At 70.5% G+C, this 21,805-nt stretch carries 25 protein-coding genes; 10 read left to right on the forward strand and 15 right to left on the reverse strand.

Translation table 11 applies throughout. The features are described from left to right. Positions 1-4 precede the first annotated feature (4 nt). The 4 genes from CK500_RS13990 to CK500_RS14005 all read right to left on the reverse strand — a co-directional run bounded on the left by CK500_RS13990 (position 5) and on the right by CK500_RS14005 (position 4,125). Positions 5-1,042, reverse strand: a complete 1,038-nt coding sequence (locus CK500_RS13990) for a deoxyhypusine synthase (RefSeq protein WP_095637842.1) — start codon at positions 1,040-1,042, stop codon at positions 5-7. 79 nt (positions 1,043-1,121) lie between these two features. Then, positions 1,122-1,418: a ubiquitin-like small modifier protein 1 gene (locus CK500_RS13995; protein ID WP_095637843.1), complete on the reverse strand. Its 297-nt coding sequence runs from the start codon at positions 1,416-1,418 to the stop codon at positions 1,122-1,124. Between the two features lie 23 nt (positions 1,419-1,441). Continuing rightward, on the reverse strand, positions 1,442-2,869 hold the full coding sequence (locus tag CK500_RS14000) for a TrkA C-terminal domain-containing protein (RefSeq protein ID WP_144049560.1): 1,428 nt from the start codon (positions 2,867-2,869) through the stop codon (positions 1,442-1,444). Then, the gene (locus CK500_RS14005; RefSeq protein ID WP_095637844.1) at positions 2,866-4,125 is read right to left on the reverse strand and encodes a potassium channel family protein; all 1,260 of its coding nucleotides are present in this window, start codon (positions 4,123-4,125) and stop codon (positions 2,866-2,868) included. The genes CK500_RS14000 and CK500_RS14005 overlap by 4 nt, the downstream gene beginning before the upstream one ends. Before the next feature lie 181 nt (positions 4,126-4,306). Here CK500_RS14005 and CK500_RS14010 point away from each other — a divergent pair, with 181 nt between their 5' ends. Both CK500_RS14010 and CK500_RS14015 read left to right on the forward strand, forming a co-directional pair. After that, entirely contained in the window at positions 4,307-5,518 is a 1,212-nt protein-coding gene (locus CK500_RS14010; protein ID WP_095637845.1) for an NAD-binding protein, read from the forward strand. A gap of 145 nt (positions 5,519-5,663) precedes the next feature. After that, positions 5,664-6,011: a hypothetical protein gene (locus tag CK500_RS14015; RefSeq protein ID WP_095637846.1), complete on the forward strand. Its 348-nt coding sequence runs from the start codon at positions 5,664-5,666 to the stop codon at positions 6,009-6,011. A gap of 97 nt (positions 6,012-6,108) precedes the next feature. Here CK500_RS14015 and CK500_RS14020 read toward each other — a convergent pair whose 3' ends face one another. From CK500_RS14020 to sdhC, 6 genes are all read right to left on the reverse strand, one after another. Next, complete coding sequence (locus CK500_RS14020) at positions 6,109-6,744, reverse strand: uracil-DNA glycosylase (RefSeq protein ID WP_095637847.1); 636 nt, start codon at positions 6,742-6,744, stop codon at positions 6,109-6,111. A gap of 81 nt (positions 6,745-6,825) precedes the next feature. Further along, the gene (locus CK500_RS14025; protein WP_095637848.1) at positions 6,826-7,053 is read right to left on the reverse strand and encodes a TrmB family transcriptional regulator; all 228 of its coding nucleotides are present in this window, start codon (positions 7,051-7,053) and stop codon (positions 6,826-6,828) included. Positions 7,054-7,274: 221 nt separating this feature from the next. Next, positions 7,275-9,104: an FAD-binding protein gene (locus tag CK500_RS14030; protein ID WP_095637849.1), complete on the reverse strand. Its 1,830-nt coding sequence runs from the start codon at positions 9,102-9,104 to the stop codon at positions 7,275-7,277. Positions 9,105-9,156: 52 nt separating this feature from the next. Next, entirely contained in the window at positions 9,157-10,047 is an 891-nt protein-coding gene (locus tag CK500_RS14035) for a succinate dehydrogenase/fumarate reductase iron-sulfur subunit (protein WP_095637850.1), read from the reverse strand. A gap of 3 nt (positions 10,048-10,050) precedes the next feature. Beyond that, the gene (locus tag CK500_RS14040) at positions 10,051-10,422 is read right to left on the reverse strand and encodes a succinate dehydrogenase (protein ID WP_095637851.1); all 372 of its coding nucleotides are present in this window, start codon (positions 10,420-10,422) and stop codon (positions 10,051-10,053) included. A 1-nt stretch (position 10,423) separates the two neighbouring features. Further along, the gene (gene sdhC / locus CK500_RS14045; protein ID WP_095637852.1) at positions 10,424-10,852 is read right to left on the reverse strand and encodes a succinate dehydrogenase, cytochrome b556 subunit; all 429 of its coding nucleotides are present in this window, start codon (positions 10,850-10,852) and stop codon (positions 10,424-10,426) included. Positions 10,853-11,006: 154 nt separating this feature from the next. Between sdhC and CK500_RS14050 the strand changes: the two genes are divergently transcribed. The 5 genes from CK500_RS14050 to CK500_RS14070 all read left to right on the forward strand — a co-directional run bounded on the left by CK500_RS14050 (position 11,007) and on the right by CK500_RS14070 (position 14,852). After that, positions 11,007-11,201: a cold-shock protein gene (locus CK500_RS14050; RefSeq protein ID WP_004046659.1), complete on the forward strand. Its 195-nt coding sequence runs from the start codon at positions 11,007-11,009 to the stop codon at positions 11,199-11,201. A gap of 135 nt (positions 11,202-11,336) precedes the next feature. Beyond that, entirely contained in the window at positions 11,337-12,185 is an 849-nt protein-coding gene (locus CK500_RS14055) for a TetR/AcrR family transcriptional regulator (RefSeq protein ID WP_095637853.1), read from the forward strand. Between the two features lie 27 nt (positions 12,186-12,212). Next, positions 12,213-13,589, forward strand: coding sequence for an MFS transporter (locus CK500_RS14060; RefSeq protein WP_095637901.1), 1,377 nt, complete (start codon positions 12,213-12,215; stop codon positions 13,587-13,589). A gap of 309 nt (positions 13,590-13,898) precedes the next feature. Next, positions 13,899-14,375 carry a 50S ribosomal protein L11 gene (locus CK500_RS14065; protein WP_095637854.1) on the forward strand — a complete coding sequence of 159 codons (477 nt, stop codon included), beginning with the start codon at positions 13,899-13,901 and terminating at the stop codon, positions 14,373-14,375. 189 nt (positions 14,376-14,564) lie between these two features. Beyond that, a complete protein-coding gene (locus CK500_RS14070; protein ID WP_095637855.1) occupies positions 14,565-14,852 on the forward strand; it encodes a transcriptional regulator in 288 nt (95 codons plus the stop codon). A 30-nt stretch (positions 14,853-14,882) separates the two neighbouring features. Here the strand turns inward: CK500_RS14070 and CK500_RS14075 are convergent, their stop codons facing one another. Then, positions 14,883-15,335: a universal stress protein gene (locus tag CK500_RS14075; protein WP_095637856.1), complete on the reverse strand. Its 453-nt coding sequence runs from the start codon at positions 15,333-15,335 to the stop codon at positions 14,883-14,885. Positions 15,336-15,483: 148 nt separating this feature from the next. Further along, entirely contained in the window at positions 15,484-17,364 is a 1,881-nt protein-coding gene (locus CK500_RS14080) for an ATP-binding protein (RefSeq protein ID WP_095637857.1), read from the reverse strand. Between the two features lie 102 nt (positions 17,365-17,466). On the opposite strand from CK500_RS14080, the gene CK500_RS14085 reads away from it, so the two are divergent. Together CK500_RS14085 and CK500_RS14090 are read left to right on the forward strand one after the other, a co-directional pair. Beyond that, complete coding sequence (locus CK500_RS14085) at positions 17,467-17,802, forward strand: DUF7113 family protein (protein WP_095637858.1); 336 nt, start codon at positions 17,467-17,469, stop codon at positions 17,800-17,802. Between the two features lie 117 nt (positions 17,803-17,919). Beyond that, on the forward strand, positions 17,920-18,627 hold the full coding sequence (locus CK500_RS14090; RefSeq protein ID WP_095637859.1) for a DUF2270 domain-containing protein: 708 nt from the start codon (positions 17,920-17,922) through the stop codon (positions 18,625-18,627). A 25-nt stretch (positions 18,628-18,652) separates the two neighbouring features. Here CK500_RS14090 and CK500_RS14095 read toward each other — a convergent pair whose 3' ends face one another. Both CK500_RS14095 and CK500_RS14100 read right to left on the reverse strand, forming a co-directional pair. Beyond that, positions 18,653-18,859: a hypothetical protein gene (locus CK500_RS14095; RefSeq protein WP_095637860.1), complete on the reverse strand. Its 207-nt coding sequence runs from the start codon at positions 18,857-18,859 to the stop codon at positions 18,653-18,655. A 49-nt stretch (positions 18,860-18,908) separates the two neighbouring features. Next, positions 18,909-19,658: a helix-turn-helix domain-containing protein gene (locus CK500_RS14100; RefSeq protein WP_095637861.1), complete on the reverse strand. Its 750-nt coding sequence runs from the start codon at positions 19,656-19,658 to the stop codon at positions 18,909-18,911. A 131-nt stretch (positions 19,659-19,789) separates the two neighbouring features. Between CK500_RS14100 and CK500_RS14105 the strand changes: the two genes are divergently transcribed. Then, on the forward strand, positions 19,790-20,341 hold the full coding sequence (locus CK500_RS14105) for a hypothetical protein (protein ID WP_095637862.1): 552 nt from the start codon (positions 19,790-19,792) through the stop codon (positions 20,339-20,341). Between the two features lie 58 nt (positions 20,342-20,399). Here the strand turns inward: CK500_RS14105 and CK500_RS14110 are convergent, their stop codons facing one another. Beyond that, the gene (locus CK500_RS14110) at positions 20,400-21,752 is read right to left on the reverse strand and encodes a putative ATP-dependent zinc protease (protein ID WP_198951574.1); all 1,353 of its coding nucleotides are present in this window, start codon (positions 21,750-21,752) and stop codon (positions 20,400-20,402) included. Positions 21,753-21,805: the final 53 nt, after the last annotated feature.

A 21,805-nucleotide genomic window follows, 5' to 3' on the forward strand; every position in this document is an offset into this window, starting at 1 on the left:
ACTGCTACTCCACGCGCTCGCGGGCGGCGGCGACGAGCATCGGCAGCATGACGGTCGCGTCGCCGTAGACCGAGGCGTTGCGCGCGTCCTTCTCCAGTTTCCCCCACGAGCGCGCCTCCTCGAGGGTCGCGCCCGAGAGCCCGCCGGTCGCCTCCGGGTCCATCGTGATCTGGACCGCGTAGTCGTACGCGCGCGGCGTGACGAGCATCGTCTGGAGCGTGAAGTTCTTCGGGACGCCGCCGCCGACGAGCAGGCAGCCGGCGTCGTCGGCGTCGAACGCGAGGTCGGTCAACTCCGTCATGTCCGCGAGGGCGTCCAGCGTGAAGTCGGCGGTCTGGGCGTACATCCACGCCTGCAACCCGAGCACGGAGTCCTGCACCGCGGGGCAGTAGACCGGCACGTCGCACTCATAGGCCGCGGCGGCGACGCCGGGGTCCTCGGCCACGTCGTCGCGCTCGTTGACCGCGGCGTTGGCGCGGCCGAGTTCGCGTGTCAGGTCCGCGATGGAGACGGGGTCGGCCCCCTCGCTGTCGGGGTCGGCCTCCAGCTCCGGGAACACCTCCTCGCGAAGGTGGCCCTCGAAGGCGGCGAAGTGCTCCTGCGGGAGGTAGACGTTGTAGATGCGGTCGACGCCCTCGTCGCGGAGCCCCTCGTCGTGCTCGCGGGGGGTCTTCTCCGGGTCGTGGGTCCGGCCGTGGTGGTGTTTCCCGCCGATCGCCTCGATGGCGTCGTGGGTGAGGTTCGCCCCCGTTGTCACCAGGGCGTCGACGTAGCCGTCGCGGATGAGGTCGGAGACGATCCGGCGCATCCCCGCTGGCACCATCGCGCCCGCCAGCGAGAGGAACACGGTGCAGTCGTCGTTCGCGAACATCTCCGCGAGCACGTCGCCCGCCTCGTTGACGGACGCCGCGCCGATCCCCGCGTCGCCGTACCCCTCGACCAGCTGTCCGACCGTCATGTCGCCGGTCGCGCGGGTGTGTCCGACCGGGTCCTCGTGGAACTCCTCGCGCCCCTCGCGCGCTTCGTCGTCGCTGTCGCTCATGCCGAGAGGTGCGGCGCGCGACCGTTTGAAACGACCGATCCGTCGGCCGTGCTACCGGCGGGTCACTCCACTGGCCACCCTACCGCTCGGCTCCCGCGCCGCCCGCGCCTCCGCTCACCGGCGGGAACAGCGCCAGTTCGTCGCCCGCTTCGAGCGTCGCGTCCATCCCGCCGCCCTGACGGACGTTCTTCCCGTTCCGGAGGACGTTGATGTGGTCGGCGACCTCGCCGTCCTCGAGCACTCGGTCGCGGAGGTCCGGGTGGGCCGCCAACAGCGCGTCGAGCGCGTCGTCGACCGTGTCTCCCGGCTCCGCCGCCACGTCTATCTCGCGTCCGCCGGCGATCTCCGCGAGGTCGGCGAACAGCTTCCACTCCATACGCGGATCCCCGCGCGGGCGGCTCAAGAGCGTTGCGCCCGGTCGGCGTCGTCGGCGTCGTCGGGGGCGTCGGGGGCGTCGGTCCCGTCTGTCCCGTCGGTGTCCGTGACGTCGGTCCCGTCGCCCTCGGAGGTTCCGTCCCCGTCGCCGCCGGCCGGATCGTCGCCCTCGCCGCTAACACCGCCTCCGTCGTCCCGGTCCTCTCCCTCGCTCCCGTCCGCAGCCGCCGCGGCGGCCGCCTCGAACCGACGGAGCGCGTCCGGCCGGCCGACGAGGTACACCAGGTCCCCCGGCGCGAACGCGTGCGACCGCGCGGGGATCGGCTGGACCGATCCGCCGTCGGGACGGACCGCGGCGACGACGACCCCAACGTCGCCGACGGTCGTCCCGACGAGCTCGCTCCCGGCCGCGACCGTGACGGTGGCCATCGTCTCGTCGACGCGGCGCAGGAGCGAGGCGAACTCCCGGTCGGCCTGCGGCTCCGCCGGCAGCGTGACGAGGCGGTAGCCGGACTCGTCGGTCAGCTGCTCGGCGTCCGACTCGTCGAGCGCGACGGTCGCCGCGTCGCCGGCGACGCCTCGGAGCTCGCCGGTGGCGACGCGTTTCGGCTCGGGCTCCGCCCGCCACACCTGCACCGCGTCGCCCGCGGTGGCGTTGTTCGGCGGGTCGGCGGCGATCGCGACCGCGGCCGAGCCCGGCGCCAGCGTCGGGCCGAGCCCGGCGGCCCGGGAGCCGACCGCGAAGTACTCGACGGTCCCGTCCTCGGTCACGTCCACGTCGACGTAGCCGACCGCGTACTCCTCTTTCACGCGGGTGACGAGCCGGGACCGGAGCTCCTCGGGCGAGAGCTTCCGCGCGAACAGCAGCGTCTTCTCGGCCAGCTCCGCCTTCTTCTCCGCCGAGACCGGGTCGTACGTCTCCATGTCCTCGATGTCTTCCGCCGCCGGGAGCGTGACCGCCGTGAACCGCCCGATCGCCCGGACGATCCCGCTCAGCTCTCCCTCGAGCTGTCGCGCCCCCGAGAGCGCGAACACGTCGACCGCGAGCCGGTCGCCGGCGTACCGGCCGACCGGCGCGGTGACCGCCGTGACGCCGATGGCGACGATGTTGAAGAACGCGCTCTCCGGGTCGAGCAGCCCCGGGCTCTCGCCGGCGGCGACCGCCCCGAGCGATGTCGTGTTGAGATACAGCGCGACGACGGACACGCCGAGCAGCACCGTGACGCCCTCGGGGATCTCGTCGCGGAAGTACCAGCGGTACGCGAGCGCGGCCCCCCCGGCCACGACGACCGAGAGGAGCGCGAACGAGAGGAGCGTCGCCGCCGCCTGTCGGGGCCGGGAGAACCCGACTCCCACCGGGGTTTCGCCGACGAGGCTCGCTCCGATCCCGACCGCATCTCCGAGGGGGAGGCCCCCTCCGGCGACGACCGCCTCCGCGAGCGGTCCGATCATTTCGCCGCCTCCGCGAACCGGTCGAGCGCGTCTCGGTTCCCGACGACGAAGAGGTCGTCGCCGGCCGACAGCGCCTGCGACCCGCTCGGCGCGACGGTCCACGACTCGTGCCGGGCCGCGAGGACGGCGACGCCGTACCGTTCGCGGACCCCGACCTCCCCGATCGTGTGCCCGTCGAGGGGGCCGCCCGCGACGACGGTCACACGGCGGAAGCGCTTCCCCGCGCGCCGCAGCAGCGTCGTCAGCTCGTACTCGCGCCGGGTGCCGCGGGAGAGGACCAGCACCCGCCCCCGGTCGACGCCCAGCAGCGCGCTGGCGTCCCCCCGGTCGACGGCCAGCGTCACCCGCCCCTCGCCGCCGGTCGTCGTCGGGGCGGGCGCGGGCAGCGGGGCCTCGCCGCCGTCCGTTCGCGCGTCGGGGTCGGCGTCCGGATCGTCTCCCGGCGACGGCGCGGCGCTCGCGGGCCGCTTCTCGCTCGGCGCCTTCACCTCGCCGCTCGACCGCGCGGCGATGACCGTCCCGTCCACGGTGCGGTCGGGCGTGATCACCCGAACGAGGTCCCCGCGGGCGATCCCGGTGGGGACGAGCGCCGACACCGACACCGCGCGCTTGCCCGACCCGACCCGCTTCGAGAGCCCGCCGATCGGCGGCGCGGCCGCCACCGTCGCGCGCGCCTTCTCGTCGATCCGGACCGCCGCGTCGGCGAGGTCGTACTCGGTCAGCAGCCGTTCCGTGAACCGGTTCTCGAGCTCGCGGAGCGGGAGGTCCGCGGGGAACGTCCACTCTCCCTCGGCGATCGCGGTCCGCGTCTCCGCGGGCAGCGGCGGGTACCCCTCCATGTCGCTCACCTCTCCGGCAACCTCGACGCCCACCCGGCCGCGACCGCCGACGAGTTCGACCACGTCGGCCGAGAGCGTCCGGTCGCGCAGCTGTCGTATCGAGATCCGCTTCGGGACGCTCGCGCCCAGCTTGTCGCCCTGCGCGTGCGCGTACAGCGACAGCATGAGGACGACGATGATCGCCGTGAGCAGGGCCGGGGCCCGCTCGGACGACCGGATCGTCTGGTCGTTGAGCGCCATCAACCCCCCGTTGACGCCCGCGATCGCGAGCGCGAGGACGACGACCCCGAGCCCGGGGATCGTCACGTCGGTGACGTACTTGAAGAGGAAGCCGAGGACCCCCGCCACCAACGCGGGAACGATCCCCGTGACGATACCGAGGTAGACCCCGAAGACGATCTCGACCGGCAGTGACATACGCCCCCAAACCGGCGGCGGGGTTAAACCTGTGTCGGCGGCGGGCGCGCGGGCAGCGAGGGCGTGGACGACGGGAGTACGGATCCGGCGACGGGGCGTGGACGACGGGAGTGCGGGCTCGGCGCGTCCCGCGACCGACCTCGCTCGCGGGGTTTAAGTCGTCCGTCGGCGACGAACGCCCATGGAGCTGACCCGCGACTGGGTGACCGTGCGGGCGTCGATCGCCCTGACGTTCGCGGTCGCGATCCTGTCGATCCTCGCCGGGCTCGCGCAGATCGGCGGCCTCGGCGTCTCGGGGCCCCTCGCTCCGCACGTCCCCGACGTGGTCCGACAGACGGTCGGATTCACGGGGACGATCACCGGCTTCGCGATGCTCGGGAGCGGCTTCGCGCTGCGGAACGGCTACCGCGTCGGGTGGTACTCGACCGCCGTGCTGCTCCCGCTGACCGCGGTCCAAGGGCTGATGCAGGCGTCCGTCCTCTCGTTCCCGCTGGTGGCGCTATCGGTGCTGTCGATGCCGGCGCTCGCCTACAACCGCGGGCGGTTCGACCGGGATTTCAGGCCCTCTCCCACGCAGCTCGCCGCGAGCGCGGCGCTCGGGACTGCGATCGCCTACGGGACCGTGGGCACGTACGCGCTCCGCGAGCAGTTCAACGGGGTCGAAACGATCGTCGACGCGTTCTACTTCACCGTCGTCACCGCCTCGACGGTCGGGTACGGTGACATTTACCCGACGAGCGGCGCCGCGTCCGACATCGCCCAGCTGTTCGTGCTCTCCTCGCTCGTGATGAACGTCGCCGCGTTCGCGGTGGCGCTCGGCGTCCTCCTGACGCCGGCCATCGAGGCGCAGCTCTCCAAGGCGCTTGGAAGAATGACCGACAGACAGATCGACCTCCTCGACGACCACGTCCTCGTGTTAGGCTACGGGGACCTGACGGAACCGATACTCGAAGAACTCGCCGCCCGCGACGGGACGGAGTACGCCGTGATCACGACCGACGAGTCCGCGGCCAGACGGCTCGGCGAGCGCGACGTCCCGGTGTTCACCGCGGACCCGAGCGACGTCGAGCCGCTGGAGCGCGGTCACGTCGACCGGGCCCGCGCGGTCGTCGCCGCCACCAACGACGACGCCCGGGACGCGCTCGCGATCCTCACGGCGCGACAGCTCAACCCCGACGTGCGGATCGTCGCCGCCGCGACCCAGCGGGAGAACATCGACAAGCTCCGCCGCGCCGGGGCGGACCAGGTGATCTCCCCCTCGACGCTCGGCGGCCACATCCTCATCGACTGCGCGTTCGGCGCCGACAGCGACGACGCGACGGCCGACCTCCTCGGTGACGCCGCGTTCGACGGCGAGGTGGACCCCACGGGGAGCGACGACCGGCCGAGCTAGACGCGAGACGGCGGACCGAACCGAGGCGATCCGACGATGCGGCCCGACCCTCGACGCGCTCGATCCCGAGGAGAACACAGCCGAATATAGCGTTCAATAGGCCTCACAAGCGGGTTTTTTGTGGTTTTCGTCCGATCCCGATCACATGCCACGAGCCGTCCTCCTCAGGTGTCCGGTCTGTGACGCGGTGCGCGCCCTCGACGGAGACCGATCCGACTGGCCGCGCGGCGACCTGTACGCGACGGTCGAGTCGCACGTCCGCGACCACTCGACCGACGAGACCAAGACCGCGATCCGGAAACACCGCGCCGTCGCGGAGTCGACGGAGCTCGTCGTCTCTCGAACGCAGCTCGACCGGCTGCCGACGGAACGGTGGCGGGACCGCGAGGCCGCGACGCTCCCGGAGAGCCTTCCGGCGGACGCGATGCCGCCGGCCGCGGCGGAGTCCCCGTCCGCGGAGACGACGGGGCCCCGCTCGCGTGTCGAGGACTGACCGCGCGCCGCCGGATCGGACGCGCGGCGACGCGTGGCGCGCCGAGTCGGTGACGCCGCGCCGCGACGGCGACGCCTCCGAGTAGACCGCGGTCCCGCTACCGGCTCTGCCGTCCCTTCGTCTGTCGGTAGTCCCGGCTCAGCACGTTCTCGCGCATGTGCTCGCGGAACGCGTCGGCGTCGGCGTCGGTCATCTCGGCCGGGTCCTTCATCGGGACCAGCTCGAAGCCTCGCCCGCGGATCGTCGTCGCGTGCTCGGCGTCGACGTCGAAGGAGTCTGGCCGCCGCGTCGTGTACTCGATCGCGAGTTCGCGGAGCGGTCGCTCGCCGACGGGCACGATGATCTGGGGGTTGATCATCCGGATCTCCGCGTTGAGGAACGGCTCGCAGGTCTCGACCTCCCGGTCGGTCGGCTCGCGCTCGGGGTGCCGACACCGGGTCAGGTTGGTGAAGAAGACGTTCTGTACGTCGGGCTCCATCGCGTCCGGTGCCGACCGGACGAACCCGAGGTCGGCGAAGATCGACTGCACCCGCTCGCCCGCGCCCGCGCCGGTGAAGGGGATCCCGTTGGCCTCTGCGGCCCCGCTCGGCCGCGTGCCGACGACGAGGAACTCGCCGCCCACGTCGCCGTAGCCATGAACGACGCGGTCGCGGGAGCCGCACAGCTCGGAACAGTTCTCGCAGTCGGCGTCCATCCCGAACGGGTTCCGGAGCTTGCTCTGGTTCGCGTCCACGGGCTCACTGCGTCCCGGGGGCTGGTAAACGCTCCGCCGGCCGGAGCGGCGGGGGCGAAAGCGGAGAGAACGAGCGTCCCGTCAGTTCAGCGTGTAGGTGTCGCCGTCGCAGTCGACCATGCCCTCCTTCCGAAGGGTCTTCAGAATGCTGTACAGCGAGAGCTTCTTCATACCCAGCGAGTCGCCCATCTCCGAGACGGTCGCGTCGCCCTTCGTCGTCAGGTACAGGTACACGAGCTTCGCGCGGGGAGACTGCAGCTCCGGCGGCAGGGCCGGCGCCGCGGTGCGTGCGGTCTGCGTCTCTAACATCTTGTCCGATCCGTTGCGTTCGACGATAATAAACCCCCTATTCAACGATCGTCGAAACAGCTCGGACAACGGATAGGGAGTCGAACACGTCGAAAACGCGGGGAACTGCGATCGTTACGGTCGGTACCGACCGCGTCGTGACCCTCGATCGCGGCCGAGTTTCGACCGACGACGGATACGAAACCGTGAACGATCCGGATCGATCGTTGTCGACTCCGCGTTCAGTACGACCGGTTCTTCGGCTCGTACGTCTTGTTCTCGCCTTCGAGGATCGTCGGCTTGTACCAGAGTTCGGGCTCGCCGTCGTTCCACGAGACGAGCGTGTGTTTCAGCCAGTTCTCGTCTTTCCGCTCCTGGTGTTCCTTCCGCCAGTGGGCGCCGCGGAACTCCTCGCGGGCGAGCGCGCCCATCGTGAGCGCCTCGGCGATGTCGAGGATGTTCCGTGTCTCCATCGTGTGGATCAGGTCGGTGTTGAACGTCCGAGACGGGTCCGACACCGCGACGTCCTTGTACGCCTCCCGCGCCTCGCGGAGGTCGCCCAGCGTCTCCTCGAGCCGGCCCTCCTCGCGGAACACGTTGACGTTCGCGGTCATCGTCTCCTGGACCTTCGACCGGATCTCGGCGTGGTTGCGGCCCTCCCGCGAGAGCAGCTCCTCGACGCGGGCCTTGGCGCGCTCGACCTCGGCCTCGAGCACGCCGTCGGGGTCCGTCGCCACGGCGCCGCCGTCGGCCGCGGCGGGGCCCTGTCCGCCGGTCTCGCCGACCTCGACCTCGAACTCGTAGTCCGCGGGCTCCCAGTCGCCCTCCTTGCCGGTCGTGACCTCGGCCTCGCCCATCTCCTCGCCGGCGGCGTGACGCCCGGCGCGCTTGCCGAAGACGATGAGCTCGGGCAGGGCGTTGCCGCCGAGGCGGTTCGCGCCGTGGACCGACGCGCAGGCGCACTCGCCGGCCGCGTAGAGGCCGCCGATGGCGGTCTCGCCGAACTCGTTGGTCTCGATGCCGCCCATCGCGTAGTGCTGGCCGGGCTTGACGGGCATCGGCTCCGTGAGTCCGTCGGCGCCCTCGAAGTCCTCCGCCAGGTGGAGGATGTTCTCCAGCCGGTCGAGGATGCGCTCCTCGCCTAAGTGCCGCATGTCGAGGTGGACGTACTCGTCCTCGATGCCGCGGCCCTCGTTGACCTCGGTCAGCTCGGCGCGCGAGACCACGTCGCGGGAGGCGAGCTCGCCGTCGTTGTTCGCGTAGCCGTGCTCGAACATGAACCGCTCGCCGTCCTCGTTGTAGAGGATTCCGCCCTCGCCGCGGACCCCCTCGGAGATGAGGACGCCCGTCGACGGCAGCGTCGTCGGGTGGAACTGGATGAACTCCATGTCCTCCATCGGAACGCCGGCGCGGTACGCCATCGCGACGCCGTCGCCGGTGTTCGCGACCGCGTTCGTGGTGTGATCGAACACCTGTCCCATCCCGCCGGTCGCGAGGATGACGCCGTTATCGGCGCGGAAGCCGCTGATCTCGCCGCTCTGGATGTCGTAGGCGACGACGCCGTGGCAGGTCCGGTCGGCCGGGTCCTCCTCGTCCGTGACGGCCAGCTCCATCACGTGCCACTCGTCGTACACCGTGATCCCGCGTTTGACCACCTGCTCGTACATCGTGTGGAGCATCTGGTGGCCGGTCTCCGCGCCGGCGTACGTGGTTCGGGGGAACGAGAGGCCGCCGAACGGCCGCTGGGAGACGCGCCCGTCCTCCTCGCGGGAGAACGGCATCCCCCAGTGTTCGAGCTGGATGACCTCCTCCGGGCTCTCCTGACAGAGTGCCTCGACCGCCGGGGCGTCCCCGAGGTAGTCGGACCCCTTCATCGTGTCGTAGGCGTGGTCCTCCCAGGAGTCGGCGTCGCGTAGCGCCGCGTTGATCCCGCCCTCGGCCGCGCCCGTGTGCGAGCGGACCGGGTGGAGCTTCGAGACGATGGCCACGTCGGCCCCCGCTTCCTGTGCCGCGATCGCCGCCCGGAGTCCCGCCCCTCCGGCGCCGACAACGATAACGTCGTGTTCGTGCATTGTTGTATGGTATTCCGTTAGGTTTGGAGTCCCTTGAGCGTGTCTACCGCGCTCACCAGAACTTCAGGTTGTTCTTGACGGCCTCGCGTTTCAGCTCCTGGATGTGCTCGGTGAGGGGGATGTCCTTCGGGCACACCTCGGTACAGGAGAACTGGGTCTGGCACCGCCAGACGCCGTGCTCCTGTTCGATGATCTCCAGCCGCTTCTGTTTGATGTCCTCGCCCTCGCGCTCGTCCATGGCGAACCGGTACGCCTTGTTGATCGCGGCGGGACCGAGGTACTCGTTGTCGCCGGCGGCGATGTTACACGAGGACATACACGCGCTACACCAGATACACCGGGTCGACATCTTGATCTTCTCGCGGTTCTCCCGCGTCTGGCGCTGCTCTTCTAACTCGCCGTCGGGGTACTCGTTCGTCTGGAAGTACGGCTCGACGGCCTCCATCTGGTCGTAGAAGTGCTCCATGTCGACGACGAGGTCCTTCCGGACCTCGGCGTGCGGGAGCGGTTCGACCCGGATCGGCTCTTCGAGCTCTGAGATCTGGGTCTTACACGCCAGCTTCTGGCCGCCGTTGACGAACATCGCGTCCGAGCCGCAGACCGCCTGCCGGCAGGAGTGCCGGAACGTGAGCGAGGAGTCGTACGTGTCCCGCGAGTACATCAGCGCGTCGAGGACGGTCATCCCCTTCGTGAACGGGACGTGGAACGTGTCGAACCGGGGCTCCTGTTTCCCCTCGACCTCGGGATCGTACCGGAACACCTTCAGCTCGACCGTCTCCTCGTCGGCGGCGGCCTTTTCGGCCTCCTCGGCCTGTCGGCGGGCGCGCTCCTCGGCGGCCCGCCGTCGCTTCTCGTCTCGACGCTCGTCGCCCTTCGAGGGCGCGTCCGCCTCGGCGTCGGTCTCGCTCGATTCCTCGGTCTGTGTCGGTGTCTGCGTACTCATAGTTCAGAGTGGGAAGCCGCCCGCCCACGCGTTCGCCGTCCGAATCCCCTGGAACAGCAGCACGACGCTCGCCGCCACGAGCGTCCACTTGACGACCGTGCGTTTGGTGCCGGTCAGCCCCTGGTTGATGAGGGCGTTGTACACGCCGTTGACCCCGTGGAACGTCGCGGTCACGAGGAACAGCACCATCAGCGAGTAGTAGCTCAGCTGCTCCATCCGCGCCGAGCTCGCCGCGAGCGTGACCTCGTCGGCGTGGTGGACGAAGTGGAGCAGGAAGAAGTGGAACGCCAGCACGACCAGCAGGAACGCCGCCGTGACGCGCTGGAGCAGCCACATCCGACCGCCGGACTTGAACGAGGAGTAGCGTTCCGCCATCTCAGAACGCCCCCGCGATGAAGGTCGGAACGGACGCGACGGTGATCGCTCCGGTCAGGATCAGCGACGCGTAGAAGCTCTTGTCCTGTGCCTCCAGCCCGATTCCGAGGTCGACGAGGAGGAGTCGGGTGCCGTTGAGCATGTGGAAGACGGCGACCGCGAGCAGGCCGACCTCCAGGATGCGCACTAACAGCAGCCCTTCGAGGCTGACGATCGTCCCCGTGAACACGTCCGTCTCCGACCCCTGGAACATCATCGTCGCGCCGTTGGCCGCCGGGATCGCTGTACTCAACACGGCGATGTGCGTGAACAGGTAGCCGATCAGCACCCACCCCGTGAACTTATGGAAGATCCAGGCCCACATCCCCGCCTCGAACTCCCGCCAGCGGCTGAAGTCCTCGATGAGGCCTCGATTGTACGACTGACTCATACCTACCGGTTCCAACCGGGGTCGTATAGTAGTTACTAACACGGCGGGATCGACCCCGACGGACTCCCCTCCCGCGTCCGCGTATGAGCCTCTTTGGCACGGCCGTCTCGCTCGCGGAAGCCTTTTATGTTCCCCTCCCGCCAGTACGGTTGCAATGGCGAAAGGCGAAGTTGACTTCTTCAACGACACTGGCGGCTACGGATTTATCGAGACTGACGACGCGGACGAGGACGTGTTCTTCCACATGGAGGACGTCGGCGGCCCGGACCTGGAGGAAGGTCAGGAAGTCGAGTTCGACATCGAGGAAGCGGACAAGGGTCCGCGCGCGACGAACGTCACCCGCCTGTAACTCCGGCGACGACGTTCAGGGTTGTATCGGCTTTTCGACTGTTCTACACCGCTGAGACGCGTCTTTGTCCGGCGTAGCGGCCGATCGTTCCCCGACCGATAGGGATTTACTGATCGCTGACTGACCGGTCAGTCAATGAGCGACCAGCCGAGCGCGGCCGACGAGATCATGGACGGGGTCTACCGCGCGCTCCGCGCCCACGGCTACGCCGACCTGACGATGCAGGACATCGCGGACGAGTGCTCGAAGAGCAAGTCGCTGCTCCACTACCACTACGACACGAAGGAGGACCTCCTCGTCGCCTTCCTCGACCGCGTCATTACCGACTCGGAGCGACGCATCGCGGCCCACGCCGACGACCCGCCCGCGGAGCGGCTCGCGGGATTCATCGGCTGGTTCGTCTTCGAGCCCGAGGCGGTCGACCGCGAGGCGTTCCACATCGCGCTCCTCGAACTCCGGACGCAGGGCCCGTTCAACGAACCGATTCGCGAACAGCTCGTCCGGAGCGACCGGCTGCTCCGCGGCACCGTCGTCGACATCCTCGAATCCGGCATCGAGGAGGGGGTGTTCCGCGACGTCGACGTCGAGGAGACCGCGGCGCTGCTCGTCGCGACCCTCGACGGAGCGCGGACGCGACAGATCACGCTGAGTCGAGGCGCGACGGCCGCCGACGGCGACGAGGCGGAGGGGGAGAGCGCGGCGGCGGAGCGGTCGGACGGGTCGGACGGTTCGGACGATTCGGACGACTCGGACGGTTCGGATGAAGACGGATCTGCGGACGAAGGTTCCGGTCACGCTCCGAGCGATGGCACGGCGGGGGTCAGCGACACCGCCGACCGGCCCGAGCCGGCGTACACGCGTGCGGTCGCGGAGGCGGCCCTCCGGCGGATCGTCGAGCCGCTGCTCGCGGCGGGGGCGGAGCTGCCGTCGCTCGAGGACGGGATCGCCGCGATGGCGCCCGTCGACGAGGACGAGCGGGAATGACCGGCGGGCCGGCACGGGGTGACTGACGTGGGACTGTTCGGGATCGACCGCCCGCCGACCGTGCTGCTCGCGGTGATCGCCAGCACCTTCTTCGTCGGCTTCGGCGGCGGGGTCGTCTTCCCGATCCTCCCGAACCTCGGCGCGGTCCTCGGGATCTCGGCGTTCATGGTCGGCGTGATCCTCTCCGCGAACCGCTGGGTGCGGCTCGTCGCGAACGCGCCGGCCGGCGCCCTCGTCGACCGGTACGGGACGCGCAAACCGTTCGTCGCCGGGCTGTTCGTCGAGGGGGTCGCCACCCTCGGCTACGTCGTCGCGCTCGCGATGCCGCCCGCCGAGTCGCTCCGCCCGCTCGCGGCGTCGCTGCCGACGGTGGCGGCCGGTCCGCTCGCCGTCGGGCCGGAGGGGTGGTTCACCGCGATCGCGGCCGTCGTCGCGCCCGAGACGTGGTTCCTGCTCGCGCGGGTCCTCTGGGGGCTCGGCTCCGCCGCGGTGTTCGCGACCGCCTACACCATCGCCGCCGACCTTTCGGACGGGGGCTCGCGCGGGACGAACATGGGGATCGTCCGCGGCGGGATCACGATGGGGTTCCCGGCCGGCCTCGTGCTCGGCGGGGTCGTCTCCGCGATCGCGAGCAACGTCGCGGCGTTCGTCGTCGCCGCCGCGTTCGCGCTCACCGCCAGCGTCGTCGCCTACCGTTTCGTCCCGGAGACGCACGTCACGGGCGACCGGTCGGGGGACTCGATCAAGCCATGGGACGTGGACACCGCGGTCCCGGCCGTGACGGTCGGGCTGGTCAACTTCGGGCTGATGTTCGCGTACATCGGCGCGCTGTTCTCCACGCTCGTGTTATTCCTCGGCGCGAACGACATCTCGCTGTTCGGTCTCGCCCCGCAGGGGACTTCCGGGCTGTTCATGGCCGGCACGGTCCTCTTCGCCGCGGTCTTCATGTTCGTCGGCGGGCGGATCTCGGACACCCGCGACTCCAGAACGCCGATCCTGCTGACGTTCCTCGCGGTCTCGTTCGTCGGGTTCCTGCTGCTCGCCCGGGCCGGATCGGTGGTCTCGCTCGGACTCGCCTGCGCCTTCATCGGCGCCGGGCAGGGCGGGACGAGCGGCCCGATGATGGCCCTGCTCGCGGACCTCACGCCCGACGAGCGGATGGGCCGCGCCTCGGGGACGAACAACGTCCTCGGCGACGTGGGCGGCGGCCTCGGCCCGATGGTGTCGCTGCCCCTGATCGAGGCGGTGGGGTTCGCGCCGATCTACGCCGCCTGCGCGGTCCTCCCGCTCGCCGCGGGCGGCGTGCTCCTCCTGGGCGTCCGGCGCGAGACCGGGACGTTCCTCCCCGGACGCACTGCTGGGGAGGCGGGACCGGACAAGGGGTCGGTCCCCGCGGATTCCTGAACCGACCGCTGGGCGCGGCTCCGAGCGCCCTGATAAGGGCGCGAGGAGCCAGCGAGGGAGTCGCGAGCAGAGAGGCACCGGAGGTCACTCATGCAGCCGGCGCGCAGCGCCGGCGACGAAGCGAGCGACGAGGTTGGGGCTTCGAAGATGGTCAGCGACGAAAGGCGCTTATAAGCGATCGCCGTCCCCGATTCATCCCCTCGAACGCCGTAACGGCCGCCCCGAGGCCGATATCGGAAGTGTGCGAACCGCTGGCTCCCGCTACTCGAAAGAACAACCGTTAAAAGTCGCCGCCGGGTTCGTACGGATATGGCTGGAACTATCGAAGCGCTCGTCCCCGGCGGGCAGGCCAACCCCGGCCCGCCGCTCGGTCCCGAGCTCGGACCGACGCCGGTGGACGTCCAGGACGTCGTGTCGCAGATCAACGAGGAGACCGCCGCGTTCGACGGCATGGAAGTGCCCGTCACCATCGAGTACGAGGACGACGGCTCCTTCACGATCGAGGTCGGCGTCCCGCCGACGGCCGAACTGATCAAAGACGAGGCCGGCTTCGAGACCGGCTCCGGCGAGCCCCAGAAGGACTTCGTCGCGGACATGTCGATCGAACAGGTGAAGAAGGTCGCCGAGCAGAAGTCGACCGACCTGCTCTCGTACGACGTGAAAAACGCCGCCAAGGAGGTCGGCGGCACCTGCGCCTCCCTCGGCGTCACCATCGAGGGCGAGGACGCCCGGACGTTCGACGACCGCGTCGACGCCGGCGACTACGACGACGTCCTCGAAGCGTAACGACGCGTTCCGAGGCGTTCCGCCGCAGCTTCGCCGCGGTCTCGCCGTGGCGATTTTTCCGGCGTCGTTTTCTCCCGCACCGCTGCGCGCATCGCGCAGCGGTGCGGTTCCGCGGACCCGACGGCCGTCGACCCCACCGCCTTCATCGACCCCACCGCCTTTTTACCCGCGACGCGCCGAGTCGCGGGCATGCCCGATCTCCATCCCGTCGCGAAGCGGATCCACAACGTCCAACCGCGACCCGTCCGACTCACCCTCGACGACGGCGAGACGGGCGTCTACGAGTTCTCCTCGACGGAGTTCTTCCAGCGGGAGTTCCGCGGGGAGGGCGTCCGCACCGACGCGGACGGCGACGCCGAGTTCCGGCTGATCACCTCCGAGGACCACGAGTCCGTGCTGCTCGGGCGGTCCGGTCCCGACGAGGAGGGGTGGACGGTCGTCGGCGAGGTGGTCGAAGCGGAGCGCGCGGTGGTGTGAGCGCGGACCGCGGCGAGTCCGCCGATCGCCTCACCGAACGACGGTGACGGGGACCTCGGCGCGGCGCACCACGCCCTCGGCGACGCTCCCGAGCAGGACCCGAGAGAGGCCGGTCCGACCCCGACTCGCCAGCACGACGTGGTCGAACGGGTCGGCGGAGCCCTCCGACTCGCCGACCGGCTTCTCGCCGCCCGCCACGCCGAGGATCGTCGCCGTCGGCCGCCCGACCTCCAGCCGCGTCTCCACGTCGCGGTCGACCGTCGACGTCGCCTCGCTCAGGATCCGATCGCCGCGCTGTTTGGCGCTCTCGTACCACTGGTCGGCGGCGCCGGGGAACCCGCCCTCCGCGCCGGTCGCCGAGTCCGCGGGGTTGATCACGTGGAGCGCCGTCAGCTCGGCGTCGGGCCACTCCGACGCCGCGAACTGCAGCGCTTCGGTCGCCTCCGTCGATCCGTCGACCGCGACGAGGATCCGTTTGGCCATGTGCGCGCTTCGCTCGCTCGGTGTAAAAAGGGCGGCGGCGGCTCCGGCGCGGCGGTAACGCGGGCCGGGACCGCTCCGTCGAACGGATCGTTCCGCCGAGCGGATCGCTCTGCCGAGCGGACCGCTCTGCGGAATCGGAGCGCGCCGATCAGTCCCCGTGCCGCGTCACACACTCCGAGAGCCCGATCAGCTCCACCGGCTCGGAGTTGTCGGGGGAGTAGACGACCATCTGTCCCTTCTCCATGTACGGCACCTTCCCGGCGAGGTTGGCGGGGATGTTGACGCTGGAGATCGCGTCCTCGTCGCCGAGGTTCAAGACGATCTTGGTGTTCACCTGCTTGAACACCGACTCGGCCACGTCCTGCGGGTCCTGCGTGATGAGGAACAGGCCGAGACGCTCCTTGCGGCCCTGCTTGGCGGCCTCCGTGAACTTCTGGACGACCTTCCGCGCCTGTACGGTGTCGGCGTCGGCGAGGAAGTTGTGGGCCTCGTCCATCCCGATCAGGAGGGGTGTCTCCTCGATCCGGTCGCTGTCGGGGTCGTTCGAGAGCTTGTCGTCGACGAGCAGCCCTGCGACCGCGAGCACGACGATCTCCTTCTGCCGCGAGGTCGGCAGGTGGTAGGTCGGCACCACGGAGAGCCCGCCGGGCCGGACGAGGGTGTGGTCCAGCTCGGTGATCGGCTTCGCGTCCTGGTCGAAGACGCCGCCGGGGACGCCGCGGACGCGGCGCTTGACGGCGTCGAACGTCGCCTCGTGGACGCGGCCGCTCTCGTCAAGCTCCTCTTTGAGCGCCGGGTCGTCGAGGTACGAGAGGAACTGGCTGTAGGTGCCCGAGTCCCCGTAGTCGCGGAAGAAGCGGTTGAGAAGCGTCAGCAGGGCGGGGTACTGGTTCTCGTTGAGCCCGGAGCCGGCGACGAGCCACGGCATGTCCCGCGCCAGCGAGAAGGGGATCGTGAACTCCACGCGCTCCGCGCGGTGGCCCTCGCCCGGGTACGTCGCGTCCGCGACCCGCGGCACCAAGGCGACGGTGTCGTCGTGGCCGCCGTGGGCGATCCCCTCGCGGTCGAGCCGCCGGGCGAAGTCGGCGTCGAGGTCGGGGTTGTCGTCGTGCATCTGCGCGTACTCGTCCTGCGGGTCGAACTGGACGACCGCCATCCGCGACTCCCGCCCGTCGCCGGTCGGGTAGGTCCGGTCCGCATCGAGGTACTGCCGGAGGACGTTCTTGGAGGCGTGGGTCTTCCCCGACCCGGTCCCGCCGGCGACGAGGGTGTGCCGGAACGCGAGGGGGTCGCCGTCGGCGTAGTCGTCCTTCACCCGGTAATCGACGGTGGGGGGTTCGGCCGCCGTCCGCACCTTCTCACCGCCCACGGAGAGGTGGCCGAGGAAGACGCCGTCCTCGGGGATCTTCAGCCCGGTCTTGATCTCGGCGTCGTCGGAGGCCTCCTCGACGACCGCGCCGGGCTTCGGCACCCGGTCGGTCATCCGGCGCTTCATGTCGTCGCCGGACCCGTACACGACCGACATCGGCTCCAGCTCGGCCATGAACTTGTAGTCGCGCTCGGCGAAGTCGTCGCGGCGCATCTGCCGGCGGGCGTGGATCTCGGTGGCGTCGTCCGACCGGAACTCCTGTGCGTACTCCAGCCCGGTGATCCGACAGAACAGGCGCTCGCCGTCCGGGTACGGGATGAGGAGGTACTTCCCGAGCCGGACCGCCTCGCGGTTCCCCGTCGTGACGAACGCCTTCAGCGTCGTCTCCTCGGCCTCCTCGGCGACCCGGAGCCCCTGCGAGACGGAGACGACGCCGAGCCCCGCGTCCTCGCCGGTCGGCTCCGCGTCGTACGCTGCGAACTCGTCGGTGTCGTCGCCTCCGGCGGTCGCGCCGTCGCCGTCGGTTGCGCCGCCGTCATCGACCGCTTCGCCGCTCTCTCCATCGGCACCACCGGATCCGGCGCTCGCGGGGTCGACATCGGCGCTTCCGCCGCCGTCGCCCTCCCTGTCGCCGAACTCGGTGAAGTCCTCCAGCGTCATGCCGGACCCACCGCCTCCGACGCCGAAAGCGTTTCCCCCTCGCCGTCCGGGTCGGCGGCGACGCCGCGGGCCCCTTTTGAGTCTCCGGCCCGTACCGGTGACATGATACTCGTTCGCGGCAGCGGCGGGGGCACGGAGCTCACCGGCACGGTGTTCGAGCGCGGTGAGGATCCCCCCGCGTACAAGGGCGCGCCCGACGAGGACGCCCCGTACGTCTGGGTGTGCGACGCCTTCTACGAGGTCGAGAGCGGCGGGTCCGCCCTCCTCGTCGACGGCGAGGAGATCCGCGTCGCCTTCGAGGAGCCGATGCCCCGCGGGTTCGACACCCGCGAGCAGGCCCTGACCGCGGCGAAAGAGCACGTCCGGACCCAGTTCGCCAGGATCGGCGTCGATCCCGACGCCGTCGAGGTCGAGGTGACGAAGGAGGACCCGGCCTGAGCGCGTCCGCTGCGGACCTGCCACCGCTGCGCCGTTCCCCTCACGTGCACCCGCGGTCTGGCCGGTCCGTACCCGTCCCACGCCGGGATTTACCACCTCGGGGACGGTAAGAGGCGTATGACCGACTCGTCCGGGGACTTCGATCCCGAGTCGCGCGAGGAGCGCGAGGTCGCCGCGGAGGCCGCGGGAGACCGGTCCGAGCTGCTCTCGCTCATGGGACACACCTACCGGGGAGAGCTCGGACGGGCGGCCTCGTGGCGGACCCGGATCGACCGGACGACCAACTGGGCGGTGGTGCTGACGGCGTCGCTGCTCACGTGGACGTTCTCGAACGAGTCGCGCCCGCACTACGTGCTGCTCATCGGGCTCGTGATGCTCGCCGTCTTCCTCGGCATCGAGGCCCGGCGGTACCGCATGTACGACGTGTGGCGCTCGCGCGTCCGGCTCTTAGAGGAGAACGTGTTCGCGAACGCGCTCGACCCCGAGGGCGTCGAACAGTCGAACTGGCGGGAGCTCCTGAGCGCCGACCTCCGCGACCCGACGATCAAGACGCCCGCCGCCGAGGCGGTCTCGCGGCGTCTCCGGCGCGTGTACGCGCCGCTTCTCAGCGTGCTCATCGCGGCGTGGGTCGTGCGGCTCACGGTGTTCACCCAGCCGGAGAGCGGCGTCGTCGCCACCGCGTCCGTCGGCGCGGTTCCGGGCTGGATGGTGCTGGCGGGCGTCGCCTGTTTCTACGTCGCCGTGCTCGGGCTCACGTTCCGGAAGCGCCCGCGGCAGGCGAAGGGAGAGCTGGGGTCGACCGACCGCTCCGACGAGTGGAAGTAACCGGGGATCCGTCGACGGCGCGCGCTCAGCCCGAGCCGTCGGCCTCCTCGTCGCCCGCGCCGTACACCCCGAGCGGGAGCCCGTCGACGCGGTCGGGGTCGCCGTCGAGCCCCTCGTAGGCGTCGTCGATGAGCCGGGCCAGCTGGGTCTCGGGGCTCACGCCGCGGGCGGCCGCGAGCGCCGCGAGCCGCTCGTACTGCTCGTCCGGCACCGACACAGTTCCCTCGTCCATACGCGCCGGTCCGACCCGAACGCACAAAAGTATTGTTCGGATCGCGACCCTACCGGGACGCCTCGGACCGATCGTCGCCGTTCCGCCGGGTCCCGCGTCCCCCGGGCAACCCCCACTCCTCAAACCGGTCGAACAGGGCGTTCATCACCGCCCCCTCCGCCCGCGAGAGGTGTTCCCACACCGTCGTCGACCCGAGGCCGAGCTCCGCCGCAACGTCCTCGACGCCGACCCCGCCGCCGTGGTCGTAGTAGCCGGTCGCGATGGCGGTCGCGAGCACCTCGCGCTGCCTGTCGGTGAGGCCGTCGAGGATGCCCGCGGCGGGCAGCTTGGGCGAGCGGTCGAGCGTCGAGAGCTCGACGTTGCGGGCGAGCTCGACATCGTTTCCCCCGCGTTCGACCCCGCGGATCAGCGCCGAGAGGTCGGCGTCGGCGTCGAGGTACACCGTCCAGCGCTCGATCCCGCCGGAGATCGTCGTCCCCATCCGGTAGTGGACGCCGAGGGCCGCGAGCCGCTCGCCGATCCCCTCCCAGCCGTCGGTGTCGACGGTGAGCGCGACGTACGCGTGACCGCCGGCGACCGGCGAGATCGGCTCCGCGGCCACCACGGGATCTGCGCGCCGGAACTCGGTCAGGAACGACTCGATCTCGTCGGTCGGGCCGCGCAGCTCCACGATCCGCTTTCGCTCCCCGCCCGTGCCGGTCATCGAGGAGACCGATCGGAGCGTCACCTCCGGGTGTCGGGCGCTCACCTCGGACTCGGGCCCTCCGTGGTGGCGGACCCGCAGCGTCACTTCGCGCATGCGCGACTCCAGAACGCCGGCGTTGAAACGGCTTCCGAACGCCGGCGTTGAAACGGGCTCCGAGGGGACGCGGCCGGCGGGCGGAAAACGGCCCGCGCGCTTATTGGAACGCGCCGCCAAGTGCGGTCCGGATGCCGGATCGACCCTCCGACGGCGACCGACAGCGGGAACTCTCGGCGGAGGCCGACGTCGACGACGAGGTGCAGCGGCGCCTCCGGGAGGCGTACCTCAACGACGCGGAGCGCGAGCTGATCGTGACGGGAGTGCGGTCCGCGGGCCGGGAGGTCGTCGTGGAGTTCCGGACCCCGCACGGCGACGCGAGACACACCGAGCGGTTCCCCGCGCCGAGCAACGGCTCGCTGGCGGAGTCGGAGGCGTTCGTCGCGTTCCTCGAGGCGGTCGGCGTCTCGCCGCTCGACGTCGACGCGGTCGTCGGCGCCCGGGTGCCCGCGACCTACGAGGGCGGCGAGTGGCGGCTCGACGAGTCGTACCTGCCGGACCCCGCTGACAGGGTCAGCGACGCCAACGCGGGGAACGAACGGGCCGCCGACCGCGAGAGCGCTCGCCAGCCGTCGGCGCGGGCGCGGGAGTGGCTCTGGACGTACCGCTACTGGCTGTTCGCGGCGCTCCTCGTCGGCGGCGAGCTGCTGTTCGTCGCGGTCGTCATCGCGCTGTACGGCTGACCCCGCTCGTCGCTCGTCGCCCGGCGGACGGGAGTGGGGGCTGGGGAGAGGGGCCGCGCTACTCCTCTTCGAGGATCTCGCCCGCCTCGTCGCGTTCCGCCTCGTCGGTGTCGGCGCGGCGGCGGACGTCGACCCGGTAGTCCGTGAGGATGTCGCGGCCGAGCAGCAGCGGGTACTCCATGTGGCCGCGGTCCTCGACGCTCGCGGTGACGGTGTGCTGGTTGCCGCCGATACCGATCACGAGGTCGACGACGGGGCGGGCCTTGCCGCCCTTCACGCTGCCCGACTTCACCCGGGTCATGCTCTTGATCGGGCCCGCGCCGATCTCCGCGGCGAGCTGCGTGTCGATGCTGGTCCGGGTCGCGCCCGTGTCCGACTTCGCGAGCGCCTGCGTGGAGCCGGAGGTGCCGGTGACGACGACCTCCTCGATGTAGCCGATGTCGGGCTGTTCGGTCGTGTTCGGCTTCGGGACCGGCGCACAGGACGGCCGCGAGTCGTCGAGCGTCGCGGCGATGCGCTCGACGTCGCCGTCGTCGACCTCGCCGCCGACCGTCTCGATCGCGAGCTTCGCGATGTGGGGCGCGGGGCTCGTGCCCGTGGCCTCGAACAGGCCCTTGAACCCGGCCGTCGGGTTCACCTCCAGCACGTACCAGCCGTCGTACCCCTCCACGAGGTCGACGCCGGCGTAGTCGAGGTCCATTACCTCGGCCGCGTACAGCGCGGTCTCGGCGGCCTCCTCGGGCATGTCGTCGGTGGCGTCCTCGACCGCGCCGCCGAGCGCGACGTTGGTCCGCCAGTCGCCCTCGGGCGCGTAGCGGTACATCGAGCCGATGATCTCGTCGCCAACGATGTACACGCGCAGGTCGCGGTGCTTCTCGTCGTCGCGGTCGATGAGCCGCTGGAGGAACGCCTGCCGGTTGCCGACCTTCGGGTTCACTCGCTCCGTGAGGTCGACCTTCCACGTCCCGCCGCCGTGGGTACCGATCGCCGTCTTGTACACGCCGACCTCGCCGAAGCGCTCGCGCCCCTCGTTGAGCCGGTCGTTCGACAGCGCGAGCAGCGCGTCGGGCACGCGGATGTTCCAGTCGGCGAGCGTCGCCGCCGTGGCGAACTTGTGGATCGACGCGAGCACCGCGTCCGGCTGGTTCAGCATCGGCCGGATGCGCTCGAACGTGGTCGCCAGCCCGAGCAGCTCCGCGGGCTGGTCGGTGTTCGAGAGGAGCAGCCGGTTCGCGATCACGTCGACCGCGGGCTCGACGGACACGTCGCCGTCGTCGACGCTGATGGCGGCGTTCTCCTCGCGGAGCCACACGGGCTCGTGCCCGAGGTCCTCGACCGCGTTGCAGATCGCCTTCGTCTCCTTGCTGTTGTGCAGCGACAGCACTCCCACCCGTACCGGATCCGAACTCATGGAAGCCTCTGCGTGGGCCCACCTAAAAGGTCGACCGATCGAACGCGCTCCGA

The sequence above is a fragment of the Halorubrum salipaludis genome, from assembly GCF_002286985.1.
Lineage (GTDB): Archaea > Halobacteriota > Halobacteria > Halobacteriales > Haloferacaceae > Halorubrum > Halorubrum salipaludis.

What these genes read in the sequence shown, in the direction of transcription:
- CK500_RS13990 (WP_095637842.1), bottom strand. Translation starts at nt 1,042, where the DNA reads ATGAGCGACAGCGACGACGAAGCGCGCGAGGGGCGCGAGGAGTTCCAC.
- CK500_RS13995 (WP_095637843.1), bottom strand. Translation starts at nt 1,418, where the DNA reads ATGGAGTGGAAGCTGTTCGCCGACCTCGCGGAGATCGCCGGCGGACGC.
- CK500_RS14000 (WP_144049560.1), bottom strand. Translation starts at nt 2,869, where the DNA reads ATGATCGGACCGCTCGCGGAGGCGGTCGTCGCCGGAGGGGGCCTCCCC.
- CK500_RS14005 (WP_095637844.1), bottom strand. Translation starts at nt 4,125, where the DNA reads ATGTCACTGCCGGTCGAGATCGTCTTCGGGGTCTACCTCGGTATCGTC.
- CK500_RS14010 (WP_095637845.1), top strand. Translation starts at nt 4,307, where the DNA reads ATGGAGCTGACCCGCGACTGGGTGACCGTGCGGGCGTCGATCGCCCTG.
- CK500_RS14015 (WP_095637846.1), top strand. Translation starts at nt 5,664, where the DNA reads ATGCCACGAGCCGTCCTCCTCAGGTGTCCGGTCTGTGACGCGGTGCGC.
- CK500_RS14025 (WP_095637848.1), bottom strand. Translation starts at nt 7,053, where the DNA reads ATGTTAGAGACGCAGACCGCACGCACCGCGGCGCCGGCCCTGCCGCCG.
- CK500_RS14030 (WP_095637849.1), bottom strand. Translation starts at nt 9,104, where the DNA reads ATGCACGAACACGACGTTATCGTTGTCGGCGCCGGAGGGGCGGGACTC.
- CK500_RS14035 (WP_095637850.1), bottom strand. Translation starts at nt 10,047, where the DNA reads ATGAGTACGCAGACACCGACACAGACCGAGGAATCGAGCGAGACCGAC.
- CK500_RS14040 (WP_095637851.1), bottom strand. Translation starts at nt 10,422, where the DNA reads ATGGCGGAACGCTACTCCTCGTTCAAGTCCGGCGGTCGGATGTGGCTG.
- sdhC (WP_095637852.1), bottom strand. Translation starts at nt 10,852, where the DNA reads ATGAGTCAGTCGTACAATCGAGGCCTCATCGAGGACTTCAGCCGCTGG.
- CK500_RS14050 (WP_004046659.1), top strand. Translation starts at nt 11,007, where the DNA reads ATGGCGAAAGGCGAAGTTGACTTCTTCAACGACACTGGCGGCTACGGA.
- CK500_RS14055 (WP_095637853.1), top strand. Translation starts at nt 11,337, where the DNA reads ATGAGCGACCAGCCGAGCGCGGCCGACGAGATCATGGACGGGGTCTAC.
- CK500_RS14065 (WP_095637854.1), top strand. Translation starts at nt 13,899, where the DNA reads ATGGCTGGAACTATCGAAGCGCTCGTCCCCGGCGGGCAGGCCAACCCC.
- CK500_RS14070 (WP_095637855.1), top strand. Translation starts at nt 14,565, where the DNA reads ATGCCCGATCTCCATCCCGTCGCGAAGCGGATCCACAACGTCCAACCG.
- CK500_RS14075 (WP_095637856.1), bottom strand. Translation starts at nt 15,335, where the DNA reads ATGGCCAAACGGATCCTCGTCGCGGTCGACGGATCGACGGAGGCGACC.
- CK500_RS14080 (WP_095637857.1), bottom strand. Translation starts at nt 17,364, where the DNA reads ATGACGCTGGAGGACTTCACCGAGTTCGGCGACAGGGAGGGCGACGGC.
- CK500_RS14085 (WP_095637858.1), top strand. Translation starts at nt 17,467, where the DNA reads ATGATACTCGTTCGCGGCAGCGGCGGGGGCACGGAGCTCACCGGCACG.
- CK500_RS14090 (WP_095637859.1), top strand. Translation starts at nt 17,920, where the DNA reads ATGACCGACTCGTCCGGGGACTTCGATCCCGAGTCGCGCGAGGAGCGC.
- CK500_RS14095 (WP_095637860.1), bottom strand. Translation starts at nt 18,859, where the DNA reads ATGGACGAGGGAACTGTGTCGGTGCCGGACGAGCAGTACGAGCGGCTC.
- CK500_RS14100 (WP_095637861.1), bottom strand. Translation starts at nt 19,658, where the DNA reads ATGCGCGAAGTGACGCTGCGGGTCCGCCACCACGGAGGGCCCGAGTCC.
- CK500_RS14105 (WP_095637862.1), top strand. Translation starts at nt 19,790, where the DNA reads ATGCCGGATCGACCCTCCGACGGCGACCGACAGCGGGAACTCTCGGCG.
- CK500_RS14110 (WP_198951574.1), bottom strand. Translation starts at nt 21,752, where the DNA reads ATGAGTTCGGATCCGGTACGGGTGGGAGTGCTGTCGCTGCACAACAGC.